The organism is Rhodococcus sp. MH15, assembly GCF_019266045.1.
In the GTDB taxonomy this organism is placed as follows: domain Bacteria; phylum Actinomycetota; class Actinomycetes; order Mycobacteriales; family Mycobacteriaceae; genus Rhodococcus_F; species Rhodococcus_F qingshengii.
In genome coordinates this window covers 770,582-786,836 of record NZ_LPNP01000061.1, presented here as the reverse complement: position 1 = coordinate 786,836, position 16,255 = coordinate 770,582, and the positions used below count along the sequence as shown (strand labels likewise).

The window sequence follows — 16,255 nt, the reverse complement described above, 5'->3', positions numbered from 1 at the left end:
TCGGTGGCTGCGCTTCATCTGCGGGGTATCGGTCTGCCCGATGCCGAGCCGATCGAATTGTGGATCGTCGACGGGCTGATTTCCTTCGAGTCGGTGTCCGGTGCGGAGACGATCGTCGAATCGGGTTGGATCACACCGGGTCTCGTGGATGCGCACTGTCACGTCGGTATCCGCTACGGCGGTGGCGGCGGCGAAACCGTCGACGGCTTGCTGGGGCAGGCGAAGACCGAACGTGACGCGGGCGTGCTGTTGCTTCGTGACGCCGGATCGCCGGTCGACACCAGGTTCATCGACGAGCGCCTCGATCTGCCGCGGATCATTCGCGCAGGTCAGCACATCGCAGCACCGAAGCGGTACATCCCGGGCCTGCCGGTCGACCTGGACGACGAATCTCAGTTGCCGGCCGAGGTGGTGCGGCAGGCACGCGCCGGTGACGGTTGGGTCAAGCTCGTCGGGGACTGGATCGATCGTTCCATCGGCGACCTCGCCCCGTTGTGGAGCGACGAGATTCTGGTCGAGGCCATCGCTGCCGCCCATGCCGAAGGCGCAAGGGTCACCGCTCACGTCTTTGCCGAGGATGCTCTGCCCGGCCTGATCAACGCCGGCATCGACTGCATCGAGCACGGCACCGGATTGACGGACGCGACCATCGAGTTGATGGTCGCTCACGGCACGGCCTTGGTTCCGACGCTGATCAACATCGCAACTTTCCCCGAGATCGCGGACTCCGCCACGCGGTATCCGATCTACGCGGCGCACATGCGGGATCTGCACGCTCGTCGACATCGGACGATCGGTGCCGCTCACGAGGCCGGGATTCCGATCTATGCCGGAACGGATGCCGGCGGATCGATCAGGCACGGGCGGATCGCCGACGAGATCGCCGAACTCGAAGTTGCCGGTTTGACGGCGCATCAGGCGCTGGGCGCAGCCTGCTGGGACGCACGGAGTTGGTTGGGTGCGCAGGGGATCGAAGAAGGAGCGCCCGCCGACCTGGTGGTTTATTCCGAAGATCCGCGCGGAAACCCCGATGTGCTCGCGAAGCCGATGCGTGTGATCCTCCGCGGAACCCCCGTGAGTGGTTAGGGAGTCCCCGCACTCTCGAAGCGCGCACAGGGTGGTTTCCGAACGAGCCCACCCATCTGGCACAATGGACCATTGTTCGTCGCAACCGGTTACGTACCGCTGCGACGGTCACAGGATAGAGGCAAAACCGGGCTCACAAATCGTGTGGGTCGCTGAATTGCACGTGACATGCGCAGCACTGTTGTGCGCGCTGAAGGAGAACTGCAGCTGTGGCTGTCAAAATCAAGCTCACCCGCCTCGGCAAGATCCGCAACGCTCAGTACCGCGTTGTCATCGCCGACTCGCGCACCCGTCGTGACGGCCGTGCGATCGAGACCATCGGCAAGTACCACCCCAAGGAAGAGCCCTCGCTGATCGACATCGATTCCGAGCGCGCTCAGTACTGGCTGTCCGTGGGCGCACAGCCCACCGAGCCCGTCGAGGCACTCCTCAAGATCACCGGTGACTGGCAGAAGTTCAAGGGCCTCCCGGGCACCGAAGGCACCCTGCGCGTCAAGGAAGCCAAGCCCACCAAGCTCGAGCTCTTCCAGGCTGCGCTCGCGCAGGCCGAGAACGAGCCGGTTGCAGAAGCAATCACCCCCAAGAAGAAGAAGGCTGCAAAGGCTGACGAGGCCAAGGCAGAAGACACCGCGGCTGACGCCGAGGCTCCCGCTGCAGACGCCGAGGCTGCTGACAAGTGAGTGCCGTCGTCGCTGATGCGGTAGAGCATCTCGTGCGTGGCATCGTCGCCAATCCCGACGATGTGCGCGTCGAGCTGATCACCGGACGTCGGGGACGGACCGTCGAGGTGCACGTGCACCCCGACGATCTCGGCAAGGTCATCGGTCGGGGTGGTCGCACGGCGACCGCTCTGCGGACCTTGGTCTCCGGCATCGGTGGCCGCGGTATCCGTGTTGATGTCGTCGACACCGATCAGTAGACGGCAGTAAACAGGTGGAACTCGTAGTCGGTCGTGTCGCGAAGTCGCATGGCATCAAAGGTGAATTGGTAGTCGAGGTTCGTACAGACGAGCCCGAGGATCGTTTTGCCGTAGGTTCCGTGCTGCGTGGGCGCAAGCCGCGCGAGTCCACACTGAAGTCGTACACAGTGGAAGCCGCCCGGGATCATTCCGGGCGGCTTCTGCTGCGCCTGGAAGGCGTCAGTGACCGTGGCGACGCAGATGCGTTGCGCGGCACACTGTTTGTCATCGACAGTTCCGAACTCGAGCCTTCGGATGATCCGGACGAGTTCTACGATCACGAACTCGAAGGACTGAAGGTCGTCCTCACGGACGGCACCGAGATCGGTTCGGTCATCGAGGTATTGCATTCCGCCGCAGGTGAATTGCTATCGATTCGCCGCGCCGGTGAGACGTCCGGTGAATTGCTGATCCCGTTTGTCGCAGCCATCGTCACCTCGGTGTCGATCGCCGACGGCGTCGTGGTGATCGAGCCCCCCGAGGGACTGCTCGACCCGGACTTCGGTGACAAGTCGAACAGCGACAATTCGAACGCCGACAGCGACTGATCGCTTGTCATGCGTCTCGATGTAGTCACCATCTTTCCCGAGTATCTCGAACCGCTTCGTGCTGCCTTGCTGGGCAAGGCAATCGAACGCGGCTTGATCTCGGTCGACGTCCACGATCTGCGGTCGTGGACCCATGACGTACACAAAGCCGTCGACGATTCCCCGTACGGCGGCGGACCCGGCATGGTCATGAAACCCACCGTCTGGGGCCCGGCACTGGACGACGTGATCGGGCGCTCCGATTCTTCCGGCCCCGATGATGCCGAGACCATTCTGGTGGTGCCCACTCCCGCCGGCGTCCCGTTCACCCAGGAGACCGCGCACCGCTGGTCCAACGCCAAGCACCTCGTCTTCGCCTGCGGCCGATACGAAGGTATCGATCAACGGGTTTTCGACGACGCCGCCAAGCGGGTCAGAGTCGAAGAAGTCAGCATCGGCGATTACGTCCTGATCGGCGGCGAAGCGGCCGTGCTGGTGATGGTCGAGGCTGTCGTGCGACTGATGCCCGGCGTTCTCGGCAATCAGCTTTCACACCAAGAGGATTCGTTTTCCGACGGCCTTCTCGAAGGGCCTAGCTACACTCGCCCGGCTGTGTGGCGCGGCCTCGAAGTTCCGCCGGTGCTTCTCTCCGGTGATCACGCGAAGATCAAAGCGTGGCGCCATGAGCAGTCGCTGCAGCGCACGGCCGAGCGTCGACCGGATCTTCTTCCTTAGGTATTTCGCTTCAACCAGGTGATGCTTGCGCCGTCGTCGAGCGATTCGGTTGCAGTCGGTGTGAACAGTGTCGGCTCGAAGTTACCTCTGATCATCGGTATGCCTGCGCCGGCGACTACCGGATACCTCTTGATGATCAACTCGTCGATCTCCGGTAGTAGTTCGCCGGCGAGAGTTCCGCCGCCACACAGCCAGATATCTTGTCCTTCTTCCTCTTTGAGAGATCTGACTACCCCAAGCGGATCGGCGCGAACGATGGTGACGGGGGGATCCTCGGTGTCAGGGATGGTTGTGGAGACGACGAACTGACGCAGGTGCGCGAAGGGGCTTTTCACTCCGGCGGCCAGCCCGGGCTCGTAGGAGCCGCGGCCCATGACGACCGTGTCGAAGGTCTTGTTGGGAGCGTCCTCGATTCCGAGAGCGGGCCGCACATGCGTTGGCACGGTTTCAGGATATCGATCGCATATCCAGGCCGTGATTTGTTCGGAGACCGGGAGGAAATCGAATTCGCCACCAGGCCCCGCGATGTATCCGTCGAGGGAAGCTCCCACGTAGTACACAAGCTTTCGCATATAACGCTCCGTTCGTACTACTATGTTTGTAGTGGTTTAACTTAGGGTCGTGTCAGGAGTGATGTCAAGTGCGAAAGAACCCGGAACGCCGGCTTGCCCTGATCGACGCGGCAATCGAGGTGTTGGCCCGAGAGGGTGCTCGAGGCTTGACGTTTCGAGCCGTCGACGCCCAGGCATCAGTGCCGAACGGGACAGCGTCGAACTACTTCTCCAATCGCGACGACCTGCTCACTCAAGCGGGTGGCCGGATCTACGAGCGACTGATTCCGGAGGACCTCGAAGGGATGATCGATCCCGTCAACGGCACCGATCGTGAGCGCCTGGTGACGCTCATGCTCGACGTGGTCGAGCGCGTCACCTCGTTCGGAACGGGTTTCCTCGCGCTCATGGAGTTACGACTGGAGGCGACGCGTCGACCGGACCTGCGAGCGGTCCTGACCGTCCGCATCCGAGAAGACTTCGATCTGAACGTAGCCAATCATCTGGCGTCGGGCGTGCCGGGTGATGCGATGACCGTTCGCCTGCTCTATTTGTCGCTGAACTGGCTCGCACTGGATCGACTCACATTGCCGAACCTGTTCGGAGAGGAAGATATTCGGACGATCGTCGAGGCGGCGGTGGATCGAGCGTTACCCCGCGAATCGTAGAAGGTCAGTGCCGTTCGGCAGGTTTGCGGCGGAACGAGAAGTATCGATGACCGAAGAAGCTCACACCGGCGACGATCAGCATGACAACCGCCTGGGCGGGAAGCGGCGGGGCATGCAGAATCGACACCGCGATTGTTCCGAGTATCAGATTCAGCACCAGGCCACCGGAATTGACGACGATGAACGCTCCCAGGTCGCGTGCCACATGTCCGCGGACGCGGAAAACGAGAGTCCGATGCAGAACGAAAGCGATGAGGACGCTGATGGAGTACGCGCCGATCACAGCCACTTGATACAGGTCCTTGTTGTCGAGGATCAGTGACCAGACCACGAAGAGCACGTATCCGATCGTCGTATTGGCCACTCCGACAATGGCAAATGCGATGGGTTGATGCTTGACCACCCGAAGCAGTGGGCCGGGGTTCTCGGGTGATGCGATGTCTTCGGTCATGAAGACTCGGTTTTCACGGTGTTGATCCCGTCCTTGCGTCGGTTCCGCAGATACATCCACTCGAGCACGCCGAGTCCGAGGACTCCGGCGACCATCGAAGCGCCGCCGACCTTCCATCCCGGGGGACGCCACGTCAGGACAAGTTCCGCGTCTTTCGTACCGGCTGGAACGTCCACGGTGACAAAGGACTTCGCGACGACGTCGATCGGGACAGGCTGACCGTCGATGCTCGCCCGATATCCGGGCCAGCCGAGCCGTGCGAACACAACCTTGCCGCCGGTCTCCGAACTGACACGAAGGGTGCTCGACATGTTCGATTCCGCGATCGACGTAGCCTCGACGCCGTGGGCGTCGGCGATGCGTCCGTTGCGTGTCGAGACGGGGCCGTCGACGCGTTCGAGTACCGAGATGTAGTTCTCGTGTCCGGGGTAGTCGACCCATTTCCATCCGTCGGGAGCCGGGTTCTTGCGTGCATCGGGGTAGAGAGCGTTCTGAAGTACGACGCGGTCCACGTTCATCAGGTCGACGATGGTGCGGCCGGTGGTGGGTTCGACGGTGAATGCGCGTCGGAAGGCGTCGGGGCAGACACTCATGTCCCAGCGCATGCAGAGCAGGTCACCGAAGTAGAAGTGCCCGTTGGGGGTGTAGCCGCTGGTGTAGGTCAGTTCGAGGTCTTTGGGGTAGTTGCCGAAAGCCAGGGAACCGTACGCTCCGTCGAGGGTCTTGTCCCCGGGGGCGATGAGCGCACGGTCGCCCAGTTGCAGTGTCGTGCCTTCGAAGTCGGGGAAGGCGTCTTTCATCTCCGAGCGGGATTCGGGCAGGTTCCAGCTCATCGGGGTTGGTTGCGCGGCCCGAACCTGGGCGTACGCGATGGGGGAGACAGCGACGATCGCTACGAGGCATGCGAAAGCAGTGCCCTTGGTACGGCCGAGCCAGACCATCGCGGCGCCGAGTGCGGCAACGAGCAGGGCCGAGATCACATGCCATTTCGCGAGCCCGGGAGCTGCCGAGGCTGACCGAATCAGAAGCAGGCCCACGAGGATTCCCGCTGCAACGCAGCGCCCGCGCAACTTGTCGGTCGTGGCGTAACGCCCGAGCAGGATGCACACCAGAAGCAGGAGTCCGATGGCCACCATCGGAAGTACGCGCGCGGGCCACCGCAGTGGGCCGATCGTGCTCGGCCCGGCAGTCCACATGAGGACGGCGACCGTGAAGATCCCGACGGCGGTCAATTCGCGTGCCGCGGCGCGTGCCTTGCCCCAGTCGATGAATGCCAGGGCGGGTATGAGGAACCAGGCGATGTAGACCATGGGCATGGTCTGGATGTATCCCCACCACGAGGTGAACGCGGGCATCGTGCTCGGCAGGCTCGCGTTCAGCGATTCCGACCACGGGACGGCGAGGAATGCGTCGTTCTTGACTTCGGATGCACCGCGCCAGGTGACGTCCGCGGTGAGCAGGCTCGGCAGATACGTCGCGAGACCGGCCAGAGCGGCACACGCGGACACCGCCAGAAGCCGCAGTGACGGCAGCCAACGCCGCTGATAGACAACTTCGCCGATTGCGACCGCGCCGATCATCAAGCCGGATTCGACTGCGGGGAAAACATATTGGACCGACATCGCGAGATACAAGAACACGAAGGTCGGGATCGGACCGCTCTTACCTCGGGCGTAGCGGATTGCCGACGCCCACGCCTGAACCATCCAGGCAGTGCCGGTGAAGGCAGTCATCCAACTGGCCGAGTCGAAGAACAGCAGGAAACCGGTGAACGGAATCGAGACGCCGGCGACGGCAGCCCACGTGGGCTTCGAGCCGTACTCGAGGCAGATCCGATAGACGCCGAGTGCAAGGATGATCGCGAAGATCAACTTCACGATCGTCGCGTACAACGCCAGGTTGTCGAAGGACGGTGCGATCAGGTCGATCAGGAGTTGCGGTGGATTGAGAAGGCCTGCTTCCTCGATCGCGTAGTTGCCCGCCATCCAGTTCTCGGGGACGAGCACCGGGAGGTGTCCTTCTCGCAGACTGCGGCCGAGCATGACCCACAGCGGCGCGTATTGGGACTCGGTGTCGTCGGTGTAGAAGTGACGAGCATTCGCGAGCACCACGGCCAGATAACCGGCGATGACACCGATCGCCGTGACGGCGCCCCACTTGTACACGTCTGCCCGGGCGAGAGTGCGAGTTTCCACCACGAGTTCCAGACCTTAACAGGGCAGGTGGGGCGTACGGAGACGCGAGCGCGTCACGCGCCGCCGGCATCCGAAGTCAAGACATCTCTGCGTGTTAAAGTTCGCGACGGTGTGGGCCCGATCGTGCCTGTCTCTCGGCGCCAGTCGAGCCCCCTGAAGGGAGTGGAAGCGAGTGCACTCGATTTCCGTCGTAGTGCCCGTTTATCAGGGCGAAAAGACGATCACGGCGCTCGTCGAGGAGTTGGACGGCCTGGGCACACCGAGTGCGACGCCCGGTGGTGCGCAGTTCTCCGTCGACGAGATCGTGCTGGTTCACGACAACGGCCCGGACCGCTCCGACGTCGTGTTACTCGAATTGGAGCGCCGTTTCGAGCAGGTGCGTGTCGTGTGGCTCAGCCGCAACTACGGCCAGGACGCGGCGACCATCGCCGGCATGGCCGCTGCAACTGGACAGTGGATCGTGACGATGGACGAGGACGGCCAGCACGACCCGGTGCACATCGGGGCTTTCCTCGACACCGCGCTGACGGAGCGATCCGATCTCGTGTATTCCAAACCCACGAACACACGCCCGCACGGATTCTTGCGGAACCTGACCTCGCGCGGCGCAAAGATCGTCTTGGCGACGGTATTCGCGTTCCCTGATTCGACGAGATTCGAAAGTTATCGCCTGATCCGCGGTGACATCGGCCGACAGTTGGCCGGCGTCGCGGCCAACGGCGTGTATCTGGACGTTGCGCTGACGTGGGTTGTCGGTAACACGGCCACGGCGCCGGTGACACTTCGAGCCGAAGGCCGCGAAGAATCCGGGTACAACTACCGCCGTTTGTTCTCGTTGTTCTGGAAGATGGTGTTGTGTAGCGGAACACGCGGTCTGCGGCTGGTCAGCCTGCTCGGAGTCACCCTGGCGTCGGCCGGCGTGATCATGGCCGCGGTGATCTTCATCGGGGCCATGACCGGCGACAACAATGATCCCGAAGGATGGGCGTCGATCATCATGGCGCTGCTGGTCTGTTCGGGTGCGATTCTGTTCTCGCTCGGGCTCATTGCCGAATATCTCGGTGTGGCACTGCACGTCCTTGTCGGAAAGCCGCTGTATCTGACTGTCGACTCCCCGCGGCCCGGAACCTCGATCGATCGGCGTAGTCGTGAGCACTGATCGCATCATCTTCTCCCGCCCCTATCGGGCATCGAACGAATTGTCGAATCTGGCAACGGTTCTGGAGTCCGACCACATTCACGGTGACGGACGTTTCACCAAGTCCGCGACTGCAGCGCTCAAGGCGATCACCGGATCCACGCATGCTCTGCTGACCACCTCGTGCACGCATGCACTCGAATTGGGTGCGCTGCTGCTCGAATTGGGCCCGGGCGACGAGGTAATAGTTCCGAGCTTCGCGTTCAGTTCGGCGGCAACCGCCGTCGCGTTGCGCGGGGCCACTGTTGTTTTCGTCGACATCGATCCGAGTACCGGCAACATCGACCCGGCGTGCGTCGCGGCGGCGATCACCGAACGCACCAAAGCTGTACTGGTCATGCATTACGGCGGAGTCGCCGCGGACATGGAACCTCTCCTCGACCTCGCGGAACTCCACGGCGTTGCGTTGATCGAAGACAACGCTCACGGACTCGGCGGAAAGTGGCGCGGGCGCTCGCTCGGCACCATCGGAACAATCGGAACGCAGAGTTTTCACGACACCAAGAACGTTCACTGCGGTGAGGGCGGCGCGCTGTTGCTCTCTGACGATCAGTTGATGACTCGCGCCGAAATCATCCGTGAGAAGGGGACCGACCGTGCGCGTTTCCTGCGCGGCCAGGTCGACAAGTATTCGTGGCAGGACATCGGGTCGAGTTATCTGCCCAGTGAACTCAATGCCGCCGTCCTCGACGCACAACTCTCCGAGTTCGACGCGATTCAGGCGGCCAGGCATCGCGTCTGGGATGCCTACAGCGTGAGTCTGGGCGAGTGGGCGGCCGCGAACGGTGTCGTGCCCATGGCGGTGCCCGATGATCGCGAGCACACTGCGCACCTGTTCTATCTCAAGATGCCGACCGAAGAGAGCCGTGACGGCTTGATTCGGCACCTTGCCGGTGACGGAATCGTGGCGCCGTTCCACTACGTTCCGCTCGATACGAGTGCGGCCGGTGTGCGCTACGGACGAACACCGCAGCCGTGCGTGCGTAGTGCCGAGTTCTCCGCGTCGATCCTTCGACTGCCGCTGTGGCCCATGCTCACGTTCGAACAACAGGACCGGGTCATCGGTTCGGTGCTCGAGTACAAGCAGGCTTGAGGACGAACACGACCGCGTGGATCGACTCAGGGCCCGGAAGCTTCGGGCATCGCCGAATCCGCGGTCGTGGATGCCGCTGCCCAGTCGTCGATGCTTCCGCTCGGGAAGAGAATCTGCGTGACGCCGGTGACCGTGTCGCGAGCGTGCAATGCACTTTCGTCGTCGACGGCATCGGTGAACGAGGTGTCGGGATAGAAGCTGTCCTCATCCGTGTACTGGACGTCTTCTCGCGAACCGATTGCGATGATGTATCGGTTGTCGTCACCGACGATGCCGGTGGACAGATGGATCCACTTGTCCTCGACACAGCACATCCAGCCCTGTTTGACTCCTATGACGGGCTCGCCGAACAAGGCCTCGGGCAGGCCGAATCTCTGGTCGTAACCGTCGGTTCCTTCGGGAGTGGATTGCCGCAGGTACTCGACGAACTGCTCGACCCGTTCAGGTCCGAGTTGATCGGAGTCGTCGAGGACACCGCTGTAGAAGGTGACCAGGTCACGTGTCGTGGTCTCGGTGTTCCACCACATTCCGTCCCAGGGCGGCGTCGTCGCGGTCAGTGCGTAACGCTCGGCGACGCGGGTGATCACCTCTTGGCCGCCGACCTCGTCCCACAGGAGGTTGGCTGCGGTGTCGTCGGAGGATTCGAGCATCGCCGCCATGAGGGTGCGATCGTCGTCCGTGATGGGTCGCTCACCGCGCGCATCCTGATGAAGTAGATCCTCGGCGATGAAAAGTTTTGCCACCGAGGCTGTTTCGATCTGCTGGTCACCGGCGACGTCGAGGTACTTGTCCGAGGAGCGGTCGAGGATGGCGATGGAGACGTCCGCACCACGCCCGAGCGCAGCCACCTGAGCCTGTCCCAGACGGCCGTCGAGGGTCTCGGCTACCGGAACATTGGTGTCGGGAAAGGCGGGGGTCTGCATCGGATCATCCGGGTTCTGTCCACCGCTGCACGAAGCCGCAAAAGTAACTGCGGCCACCATTGCGGCAATCCGGACGTACCGCGTACTCATTTGTTTCCCCCGGTAGCCCTGACACGGCACTGTTGCCGATCTTCTTGTCTCAGGATAGCGGTAGGGTCGGATCTCGTGATTCTCAAGACCGTGAACCAGCGCATTGCCGAGGAACTCGACGTCCGCGAAGGCCAGGTTGCAGCAGCAGTCGACCTTCTCGACGGCGGAGCCACGGTGCCCTTCATCGCCCGGTACCGCAAGGAAGTCACCGGCACGCTCGACGACGCCCAGCTGCGACTCCTGGACGAGCGGCTGCGGTATCTCCGCGAGCTCGACGACCGTCGTGACGCCGTGCTCACAGAGATCGACTCTCAGGGCAAACTCGACGATCAACTGCGCGGTCAGATCATGCTGGCCGAGACGAAAGCGCGGCTGGAGGACATCTACCTCCCCTTCAAGCCGAAGCGGCGCACCAAGGCGCAGATCGCCCGCGAGGCCGGCCACGAGCCCGTCGCCGATGCTCTCATCGGAGATCCCACCACCGATCCCGCGAAGTATTCGGACGAGCAGCTCGACGGTGCCCGGTCGATCCTCGTCGAGCGCTTCGCCGAGGACGCCGATCTGGTCGGTGAATTGCGTGAGCTGATGTGGAATCGCGGCCAGGTCGTCTCCTCGGTCCGCAAGGGCAAGGAAACCGATGGCTCGAAGTTTGCTGACTACTTCGAGTTCTCGGAACCGTTCTCCAAATTGCCCTCGCACCGCATCCTCGCCGTCCTGCGCGGCGAGAAGGAAGAAGTGCTGTCGCTCAACATGGCGGCAGACACCGAAGAACTCGCGCCGGGGGAGCGCACGGTCTACGAAGGCCGCATCGCGTCGCGGTTCGAGATCGCCGACCGTGGTCGGGCCGCCGACGGGTGGCTTCTCGACACCGTCAAGTGGGCGTGGAAGACGAAGTTCGCCGTCACGCTCGGTATCGACACTCGGATGCGTCTGCGGCAGTCGGCCGAAAAGGACGCCGTCGACGTCTTCGCCACCAACCTCAAGGATCTACTCCTCGCAGCTCCCGCCGGCGCCCGACCCACCATGGGACTCGACCCCGGATTCCGCACCGGAACGAAGGTTGCCGTCGTCGACGGAACCGGCAAAGTTGTTGCCTACGAGACGATTTACCCGCACCAGCCGCAGAACAAGTGGGACGCGGCTCTCGCGACGCTTGCCGGACTGGTCGCCGAACACGGCGTCGAACTGATCGCCATCGGCAACGGCACGGCCTCACGCGAGACCGACACGCTCGCTACCGAACTGATCAAGAAGACCGGCGCGCCCAACCTGACCAAGATCGTCGTCTCCGAGGCAGGCGCATCGGTGTACTCGGCTTCGGCCTACGCGTCGCAGGAACTTCCCGACCTCGACGTCTCGATTCGCGGTGCGGTGTCCATTGCGCGTCGCTTGCAGGATCCGTTGGCGGAGTTGGTCAAGATCGATCCCAAGTCCATCGGCGTCGGTCAGTACCAGCACGACATCACCGAATCGCTGCTCTCGCGTTCCCTCGACGCCGTCGTCGAGGATGCCGTCAACTCGGTCGGCGTCGACGTCAACACCGCGTCCGTGCCGCTGCTTGCTCGGGTGTCCGGAATTGCAGGATCCCTTGCAGAGAGCATCGTCGCGCATCGGGACCAGAACGGTCCGTTCAAATCCCGCAAGGGTCTCAAGGATGTCTCCCGCCTGGGACCCAAGGCATTCGAGCAGTGCGCAGGCTTCCTGCGGATCACCGACGGCGACGACCCTCTCGACGCGTCGAGCGTCCACCCGGAGGCATATCCGGTGGTTCGCAAGATCGTCGCGAGTGCAGGCGGGGACGTGCGCACCGTGATCGGAAACTCGCAGGCACTTCGATCGGTCAAGGCGTCCGACTACGTCGACGAGCGATTCGGTCTACCGACCGTCACCGACATCATCTCCGAGTTGGAGAAGCCGGGACGAGATCCACGACCCGAATTCAAGACCGCAACCTTTGCCGCAGGTATCGAGAAGGTCGCGCATCTCAAGCCCGGCATGACCCTCGAAGGCGTGGTCACCAACGTCGCAGCCTTCGGTGCCTTCGTCGACATCGGAGTTCATCAGGACGGTCTGGTTCACGTCTCGGCGATGTCACACAACTTCGTCAAGGACCCACGCGAGGTCGTCAAGTCAGGTGACGTCGTCAAGGTGAAGGTCCTCGAAGTGGACGAGGCACGCCAACGCATCGGGCTGACGCTTCGTCTCGACGACGAGGTGGGAGCGCCCCGCAAGTCCGAAGGCCAGCGAGGTGGGCAACCCCAGCGTCAGGGCCAGCCGCAGGGCCAGCGTCAGGGGCAGGGGCAGCAACGAGGAAATGGCGGACGCCAGGGCGGACGCGAGCAGCGACCGGACAACCGCGCGCCTGCTGCCGGGTCGATGGCCGACGCTCTGCGCAAGGCGGGCTTCGGCAAGTAAATCCGTCCGCCGGGTTTTCGAAGTCCGTATCGTCACAATCGAGTCGGTTGGCGGTATGAATCCGATCAGGGTCGGATCATGAATTCGGTGAAGGGAGGACAGTGATGCGGGAGTGGCTCGAGCGCGAGATCATCGCCCATGGCCGATTGCCGTTGCTGTTCTTCCTGCTCGGGTTCCTGTCCGCCTTCCTTTTCATCCGCCTCAGCGTCCGGATGATTCGCGCGCAAGTGAAATGGTGGCCGGGCAACATCGCGCCCGGAGGCCAGCATGTGCATCACGTCGTGTTCGGTGTGATCGCCATGATGATCTCCGGTGGTGCGTTGATCGCGGTCTACGTCGATGGTTCGCAGACCACCGGTGCCGTCCTGGCGGCGATCTTCGGTATGGGTGCGGCGTTGGTGCTCGACGAGTTCGCACTGATCTTCTATCTGAAGGATGTGTACTGGTCCGAACAAGGTCGGACCTCGGTGGATGCGGTCTTCGTCGCGATCGCCGTGACCGGTCTGGTGCTGCTGGGTTTCCGCCCGCTCGAACTTCTCGACGTCGCCGGATTCCGTGAAGAACGCGATCCGTGGATCAAATTGGTCTTCGTTTTCGTCGCGTTGATCAACTTCGCCTTGGCAGCCATCGTGATTCTCAAAGGGAAGATCTGGACGGGGCTCGTCGGCCTGTTCGTTTTCCCGTTGCTGGTAATCGGAGCGGTCCGCCTGAGCCGGCCGGGTGCACCGTGGGCTCGCTGGCGGTACACGCGCAAGCCGAAACGGATGAACCGCGCGCTCGAACGCGAACGGAAATGGCGTCGGCCCGTCATCCGGGCCAAGATCTACGTCCAGGATCTGATAGCCGGATCGCCGAGCGTCGAACATGCGATGACCGCGGCCGAGCAGGAACTGGACCACACCATCCACGCAGCTCCGCCGCCACCGATTTCCCCGCTGGTATCCGCGTCTGGCACAATGGACGGGTTGCCTGGACCAGGCAGCAGCACTTGATCTGGGCACGAACCAGACGAGCGCCGTTTCGGGAGACCGAAACGCGTGCCGCTCGGTTCCTCTGCTCCTGCGAAATACAAGGATGACATATGAACACCCTGGACTTCCTGGACAAAAAGTCGCTCCGCGACGACATCCCTGAGTTCCGTCCCGGCGACACGCTCAACGTGAACGTCAAGGTTATCGAAGGCTCCAAGGAGCGCGTGCAGGTCTTCAAGGGCGTCGTTATTCGTCGCCAGGGCGGCGGCGTTCGCGAGACCTTCACCGTCCGTAAGGTCTCCTTCGGCGTCGGCGTCGAGCGCACCTTCCCGGTTCACAGCCCCACGCTGGCCTCCATCGAGGTTCTGACCCGCGGTGACGTCCGTCGCGCCAAGCTGTACTACCTCCGTGAGCTTCGTGGCAAGAAGGCGAAGATCAAGGAAAAGCGCTGATCTTTCCGATGAGCCCGGCACCGCGTACGCGCGGTGTCGGGCTAATCTGGTTTCTGTGGCAGATTCTTCGAAGGAGCAGGCATTGTCGTCCGGACCCGAGAATCACGAGGGATCAAGCGGTTCCGCGGAACCGACCTCACATCGGCCGCAGAAGAAACAGCGATCGTTTCTGCGAGAACTCCCTGTTCTGATCGGCGTAGCGCTGGTACTCAGCATCGTCCTTCAGGCATTTGTCTTCAGAGTTTTTCTCATCCCATCCGAGTCGATGGAACCGACACTGCACGGCTGTGCGGGATGTACCGGTGACCGCATCGTGGTGGAGAAGATCGGATACCGCTTCGGCGATCCGGAACCCGGCGACGTCGTCGTCTTCAAGGGACCCGATTCGTGGAACACGAAATATGTGTCCAATCGGTCCGACAACGTTGTCGTCCGCGGTATTCAAGAGGTCGGTTCGTGGGTCGGCCTCGTTCCGCCGGACGAGAACGACTTGGTCAAGCGAGTGATCGCTACCGGCGGCCAGACCGTCGAATGCTGTGACGATCAGGGCCGAGTCCTGGTCGATGGCAAGCCGCTCGACGAGCCGTACATCAAGATGGATTTCCCGTTCACTCCGGGAACGCAAACGTGTGACACCGAATTGAAGTCGGGCCGCTGCTTCGGACCGATCACCGTTCCCGAGGGCCACGTGTGGGTCATGGGTGACAACCGCAGCAATTCCGCCGACTCGCGCTACCACGTCGACGACGAGTTCCAGGGAACCGTCCCGATCGACAACATCATCGGTCAAGCTCGTTTCATCGTTCTTCCCCCGTCGCGAATGGGCGGCATCGATGCGCCTGATATTCAGGGCAACTGAGTTGTCGGACCGCACACATGGATTCGCGTAGTTCCGAGTAGGCAGAGACAGTGAGTAGTTGGCCCCCTCGCGTTGTCATTCGCAGATCGGCAGGTCTGCGGACGATGGAGTCTGCGTTGGCGCGAACCGGACTCGGTCCGGTGGCCGGCGTCGACGAGGCCGGGCGCGGAGCGTGCGCTGGTCCACTTGTCATTGCAGCGTGTGTCCTGGCGCCGAAACCGCAAGCAGCCCTCGCGCGGCTCGACGATTCGAAGAAGCTGACCGAACGTGCGCGCGAGGAGCTTTTCCCGGCGATCAAGCGCTTGGCGTTGGCGTGGAGTGTCATCTCTGTTCCCGCTGCGGAAGTCGATCAGATCGGCATCCACGTCGCCAACATCGAGGGGATGCGACGAGCAGTTGCGGGCCTCGACCTCGAACCGGGCTACGTTCTCACCGACGGATTCCGGGTTCCGGGTCTGACGGCTCCGTCGCTACCGGTCATCGGCGGTGACGGCGCCGCTGCATGCATCGCCGCGGCGAGCGTTCTCGCGAAGGTGACCCGAGATCGTGTGATGACCGAGATGGACGACACTCATCCGGGATACGGCTTCGCGATTCACAAGGGATACAGCACGCCACTGCACATGGACGCACTCGACGAGCTGGGGCCGTGCCCTGAGCACCGCATGACCTATGCCAACGTGGTGGCTGCGGGAGTCCGGTTGGAACAACGCGCGGGCCGTACGGGATGATGGACGTTCAGACGAACTGGGAGGACTGGCTAAACCGATGAGTGCCGAGGATCTCGAGAAGTACGAAACCGAGATGGAGCTGTCGCTCTACCGTGAATACCGGGACATCGTCGGACAGTTCTCCTACGTCGTGGAGACCGAACGACGTTTCTACCTGGCCAACACGGTCGAGTTGCTGCCCCACAATTCAGACGGGGAGATCTACTTCGAGCTGCGGATGTCCGACGCCTGGGTGTGGGACATGTACCGCCCGGCGCGATTCGTGAAATACGTACGCGTCGTGACCTTCAAGGACGTCAACATCGAAGAGCTGGACAAGCCGGATCTGCGCCTTCCTGACTGATCTGCGCTT

General features: G+C 62.5%; 18 protein-coding genes. 14 read left to right on the top strand and 4 right to left on the bottom strand.

Going from position 1 to position 16,255, the window contains the following annotated elements; all coding sequences use genetic code 11:
- Positions 1-3: 3 nt before the first annotated feature.
- From ATN37_RS11625 to trmD, 5 genes are all read left to right on the top strand, one after another.
- A complete protein-coding gene (locus ATN37_RS11625) occupies positions 4-1,086 on the top strand; it encodes an amidohydrolase family protein (RefSeq protein ID WP_166502158.1) in 1,083 nt (360 codons plus the stop codon).
- A 209-nt stretch (positions 1,087-1,295) separates the two neighbouring features.
- Positions 1,296-1,766 carry a 30S ribosomal protein S16 gene (gene rpsP / locus ATN37_RS11620; RefSeq protein ID WP_003942818.1) on the top strand — a complete coding sequence of 157 codons (471 nt, stop codon included), beginning with the start codon at positions 1,296-1,298 and terminating at the stop codon, positions 1,764-1,766.
- Positions 1,763-2,005, top strand: coding sequence for an RNA-binding protein (locus tag ATN37_RS11615; protein WP_003939023.1), 243 nt, complete (start codon positions 1,763-1,765; stop codon positions 2,003-2,005). Before rpsP ends, ATN37_RS11615 begins: the two co-directional genes overlap by 4 nt.
- A gap of 14 nt (positions 2,006-2,019) precedes the next feature.
- Positions 2,020-2,592: a ribosome maturation factor RimM gene (gene rimM / locus ATN37_RS11610; RefSeq protein ID WP_050656639.1), complete on the top strand. Its 573-nt coding sequence runs from the start codon at positions 2,020-2,022 to the stop codon at positions 2,590-2,592.
- A gap of 9 nt (positions 2,593-2,601) precedes the next feature.
- A complete protein-coding gene (gene trmD / locus ATN37_RS11605; RefSeq protein ID WP_166502159.1) occupies positions 2,602-3,306 on the top strand; it encodes a tRNA (guanosine(37)-N1)-methyltransferase TrmD in 705 nt (234 codons plus the stop codon).
- Here the strand turns inward: trmD and ATN37_RS11600 are convergent.
- Entirely contained in the window at positions 3,303-3,878 is a 576-nt protein-coding gene (locus tag ATN37_RS11600) for a dihydrofolate reductase family protein (protein WP_208689629.1), read from the bottom strand. The two genes, trmD and ATN37_RS11600, sit on opposite strands and share 4 nt — an antisense overlap.
- Positions 3,879-3,946: 68 nt before the next feature.
- Between ATN37_RS11600 and ATN37_RS11595 the strand changes: the two genes are divergently transcribed.
- Positions 3,947-4,525: a TetR/AcrR family transcriptional regulator gene (locus ATN37_RS11595; protein WP_166502160.1), complete on the top strand. Its 579-nt coding sequence runs from the start codon at positions 3,947-3,949 to the stop codon at positions 4,523-4,525.
- A gap of 4 nt (positions 4,526-4,529) precedes the next feature.
- Here the strand turns inward: ATN37_RS11595 and ATN37_RS11590 are convergent, their stop codons facing one another.
- Positions 4,530-4,976 carry a GtrA family protein gene (locus ATN37_RS11590; protein ID WP_166502161.1) on the bottom strand — a complete coding sequence of 149 codons (447 nt, stop codon included), beginning with the start codon at positions 4,974-4,976 and terminating at the stop codon, positions 4,530-4,532.
- The gene (locus tag ATN37_RS11585) at positions 4,973-7,171 is read right to left on the bottom strand and encodes a hypothetical protein (protein WP_064444658.1); all 2,199 of its coding nucleotides are present in this window, start codon (positions 7,169-7,171) and stop codon (positions 4,973-4,975) included. Before ATN37_RS11585 ends, ATN37_RS11590 begins: the two co-directional genes overlap by 4 nt.
- Before the next feature lie 172 nt (positions 7,172-7,343).
- On the opposite strand from ATN37_RS11585, the gene ATN37_RS11580 reads away from it, so the two are divergent.
- Positions 7,344-8,330 (top strand): glycosyltransferase, encoded by a 987-nt coding sequence (locus tag ATN37_RS11580; protein WP_003942691.1) that lies wholly within the window; start codon positions 7,344-7,346, stop codon positions 8,328-8,330.
- A complete protein-coding gene (gene rffA / locus ATN37_RS11575) occupies positions 8,320-9,462 on the top strand; it encodes a dTDP-4-amino-4,6-dideoxygalactose transaminase (protein WP_003942806.1) in 1,143 nt (380 codons plus the stop codon). Before ATN37_RS11580 ends, rffA begins: the two co-directional genes overlap by 11 nt.
- A gap of 26 nt (positions 9,463-9,488) precedes the next feature.
- Here the strand turns inward: rffA and ATN37_RS11570 are convergent, their stop codons facing one another.
- A complete protein-coding gene (locus ATN37_RS11570; protein ID WP_007729299.1) occupies positions 9,489-10,475 on the bottom strand; it encodes a serine hydrolase in 987 nt (328 codons plus the stop codon).
- 75 nt (positions 10,476-10,550) lie between these two features.
- Here ATN37_RS11570 and ATN37_RS11565 point away from each other — a divergent pair, with 75 nt between their 5' ends.
- From ATN37_RS11565 to ATN37_RS11540, 6 genes are all read left to right on the top strand, one after another.
- Positions 10,551-12,890 (top strand): Tex family protein, encoded by a 2,340-nt coding sequence (locus tag ATN37_RS11565; RefSeq protein WP_007729297.1) that lies wholly within the window; start codon positions 10,551-10,553, stop codon positions 12,888-12,890.
- 104 nt (positions 12,891-12,994) lie between these two features.
- Entirely contained in the window at positions 12,995-13,882 is an 888-nt protein-coding gene (locus ATN37_RS11560; protein WP_003942742.1) for a hypothetical protein, read from the top strand.
- Positions 13,883-13,971: 89 nt separating this feature from the next.
- The gene (rplS, locus tag ATN37_RS11555) at positions 13,972-14,313 is read left to right on the top strand and encodes a 50S ribosomal protein L19 (RefSeq protein ID WP_003942791.1); all 342 of its coding nucleotides are present in this window, start codon (positions 13,972-13,974) and stop codon (positions 14,311-14,313) included.
- 55 nt (positions 14,314-14,368) lie between these two features.
- Entirely contained in the window at positions 14,369-15,172 is an 804-nt protein-coding gene (gene lepB, locus ATN37_RS11550) for a signal peptidase I (RefSeq protein ID WP_003942787.1), read from the top strand.
- A 50-nt stretch (positions 15,173-15,222) separates the two neighbouring features.
- A complete protein-coding gene (locus ATN37_RS11545) occupies positions 15,223-15,903 on the top strand; it encodes a ribonuclease HII (protein WP_024487346.1) in 681 nt (226 codons plus the stop codon).
- A 37-nt stretch (positions 15,904-15,940) separates the two neighbouring features.
- Positions 15,941-16,246 carry a DUF2469 domain-containing protein gene (locus tag ATN37_RS11540; RefSeq protein WP_003942715.1) on the top strand — a complete coding sequence of 102 codons (306 nt, stop codon included), beginning with the start codon at positions 15,941-15,943 and terminating at the stop codon, positions 16,244-16,246.
- The last annotated feature ends 9 nt before the right edge of the window (positions 16,247-16,255 follow it).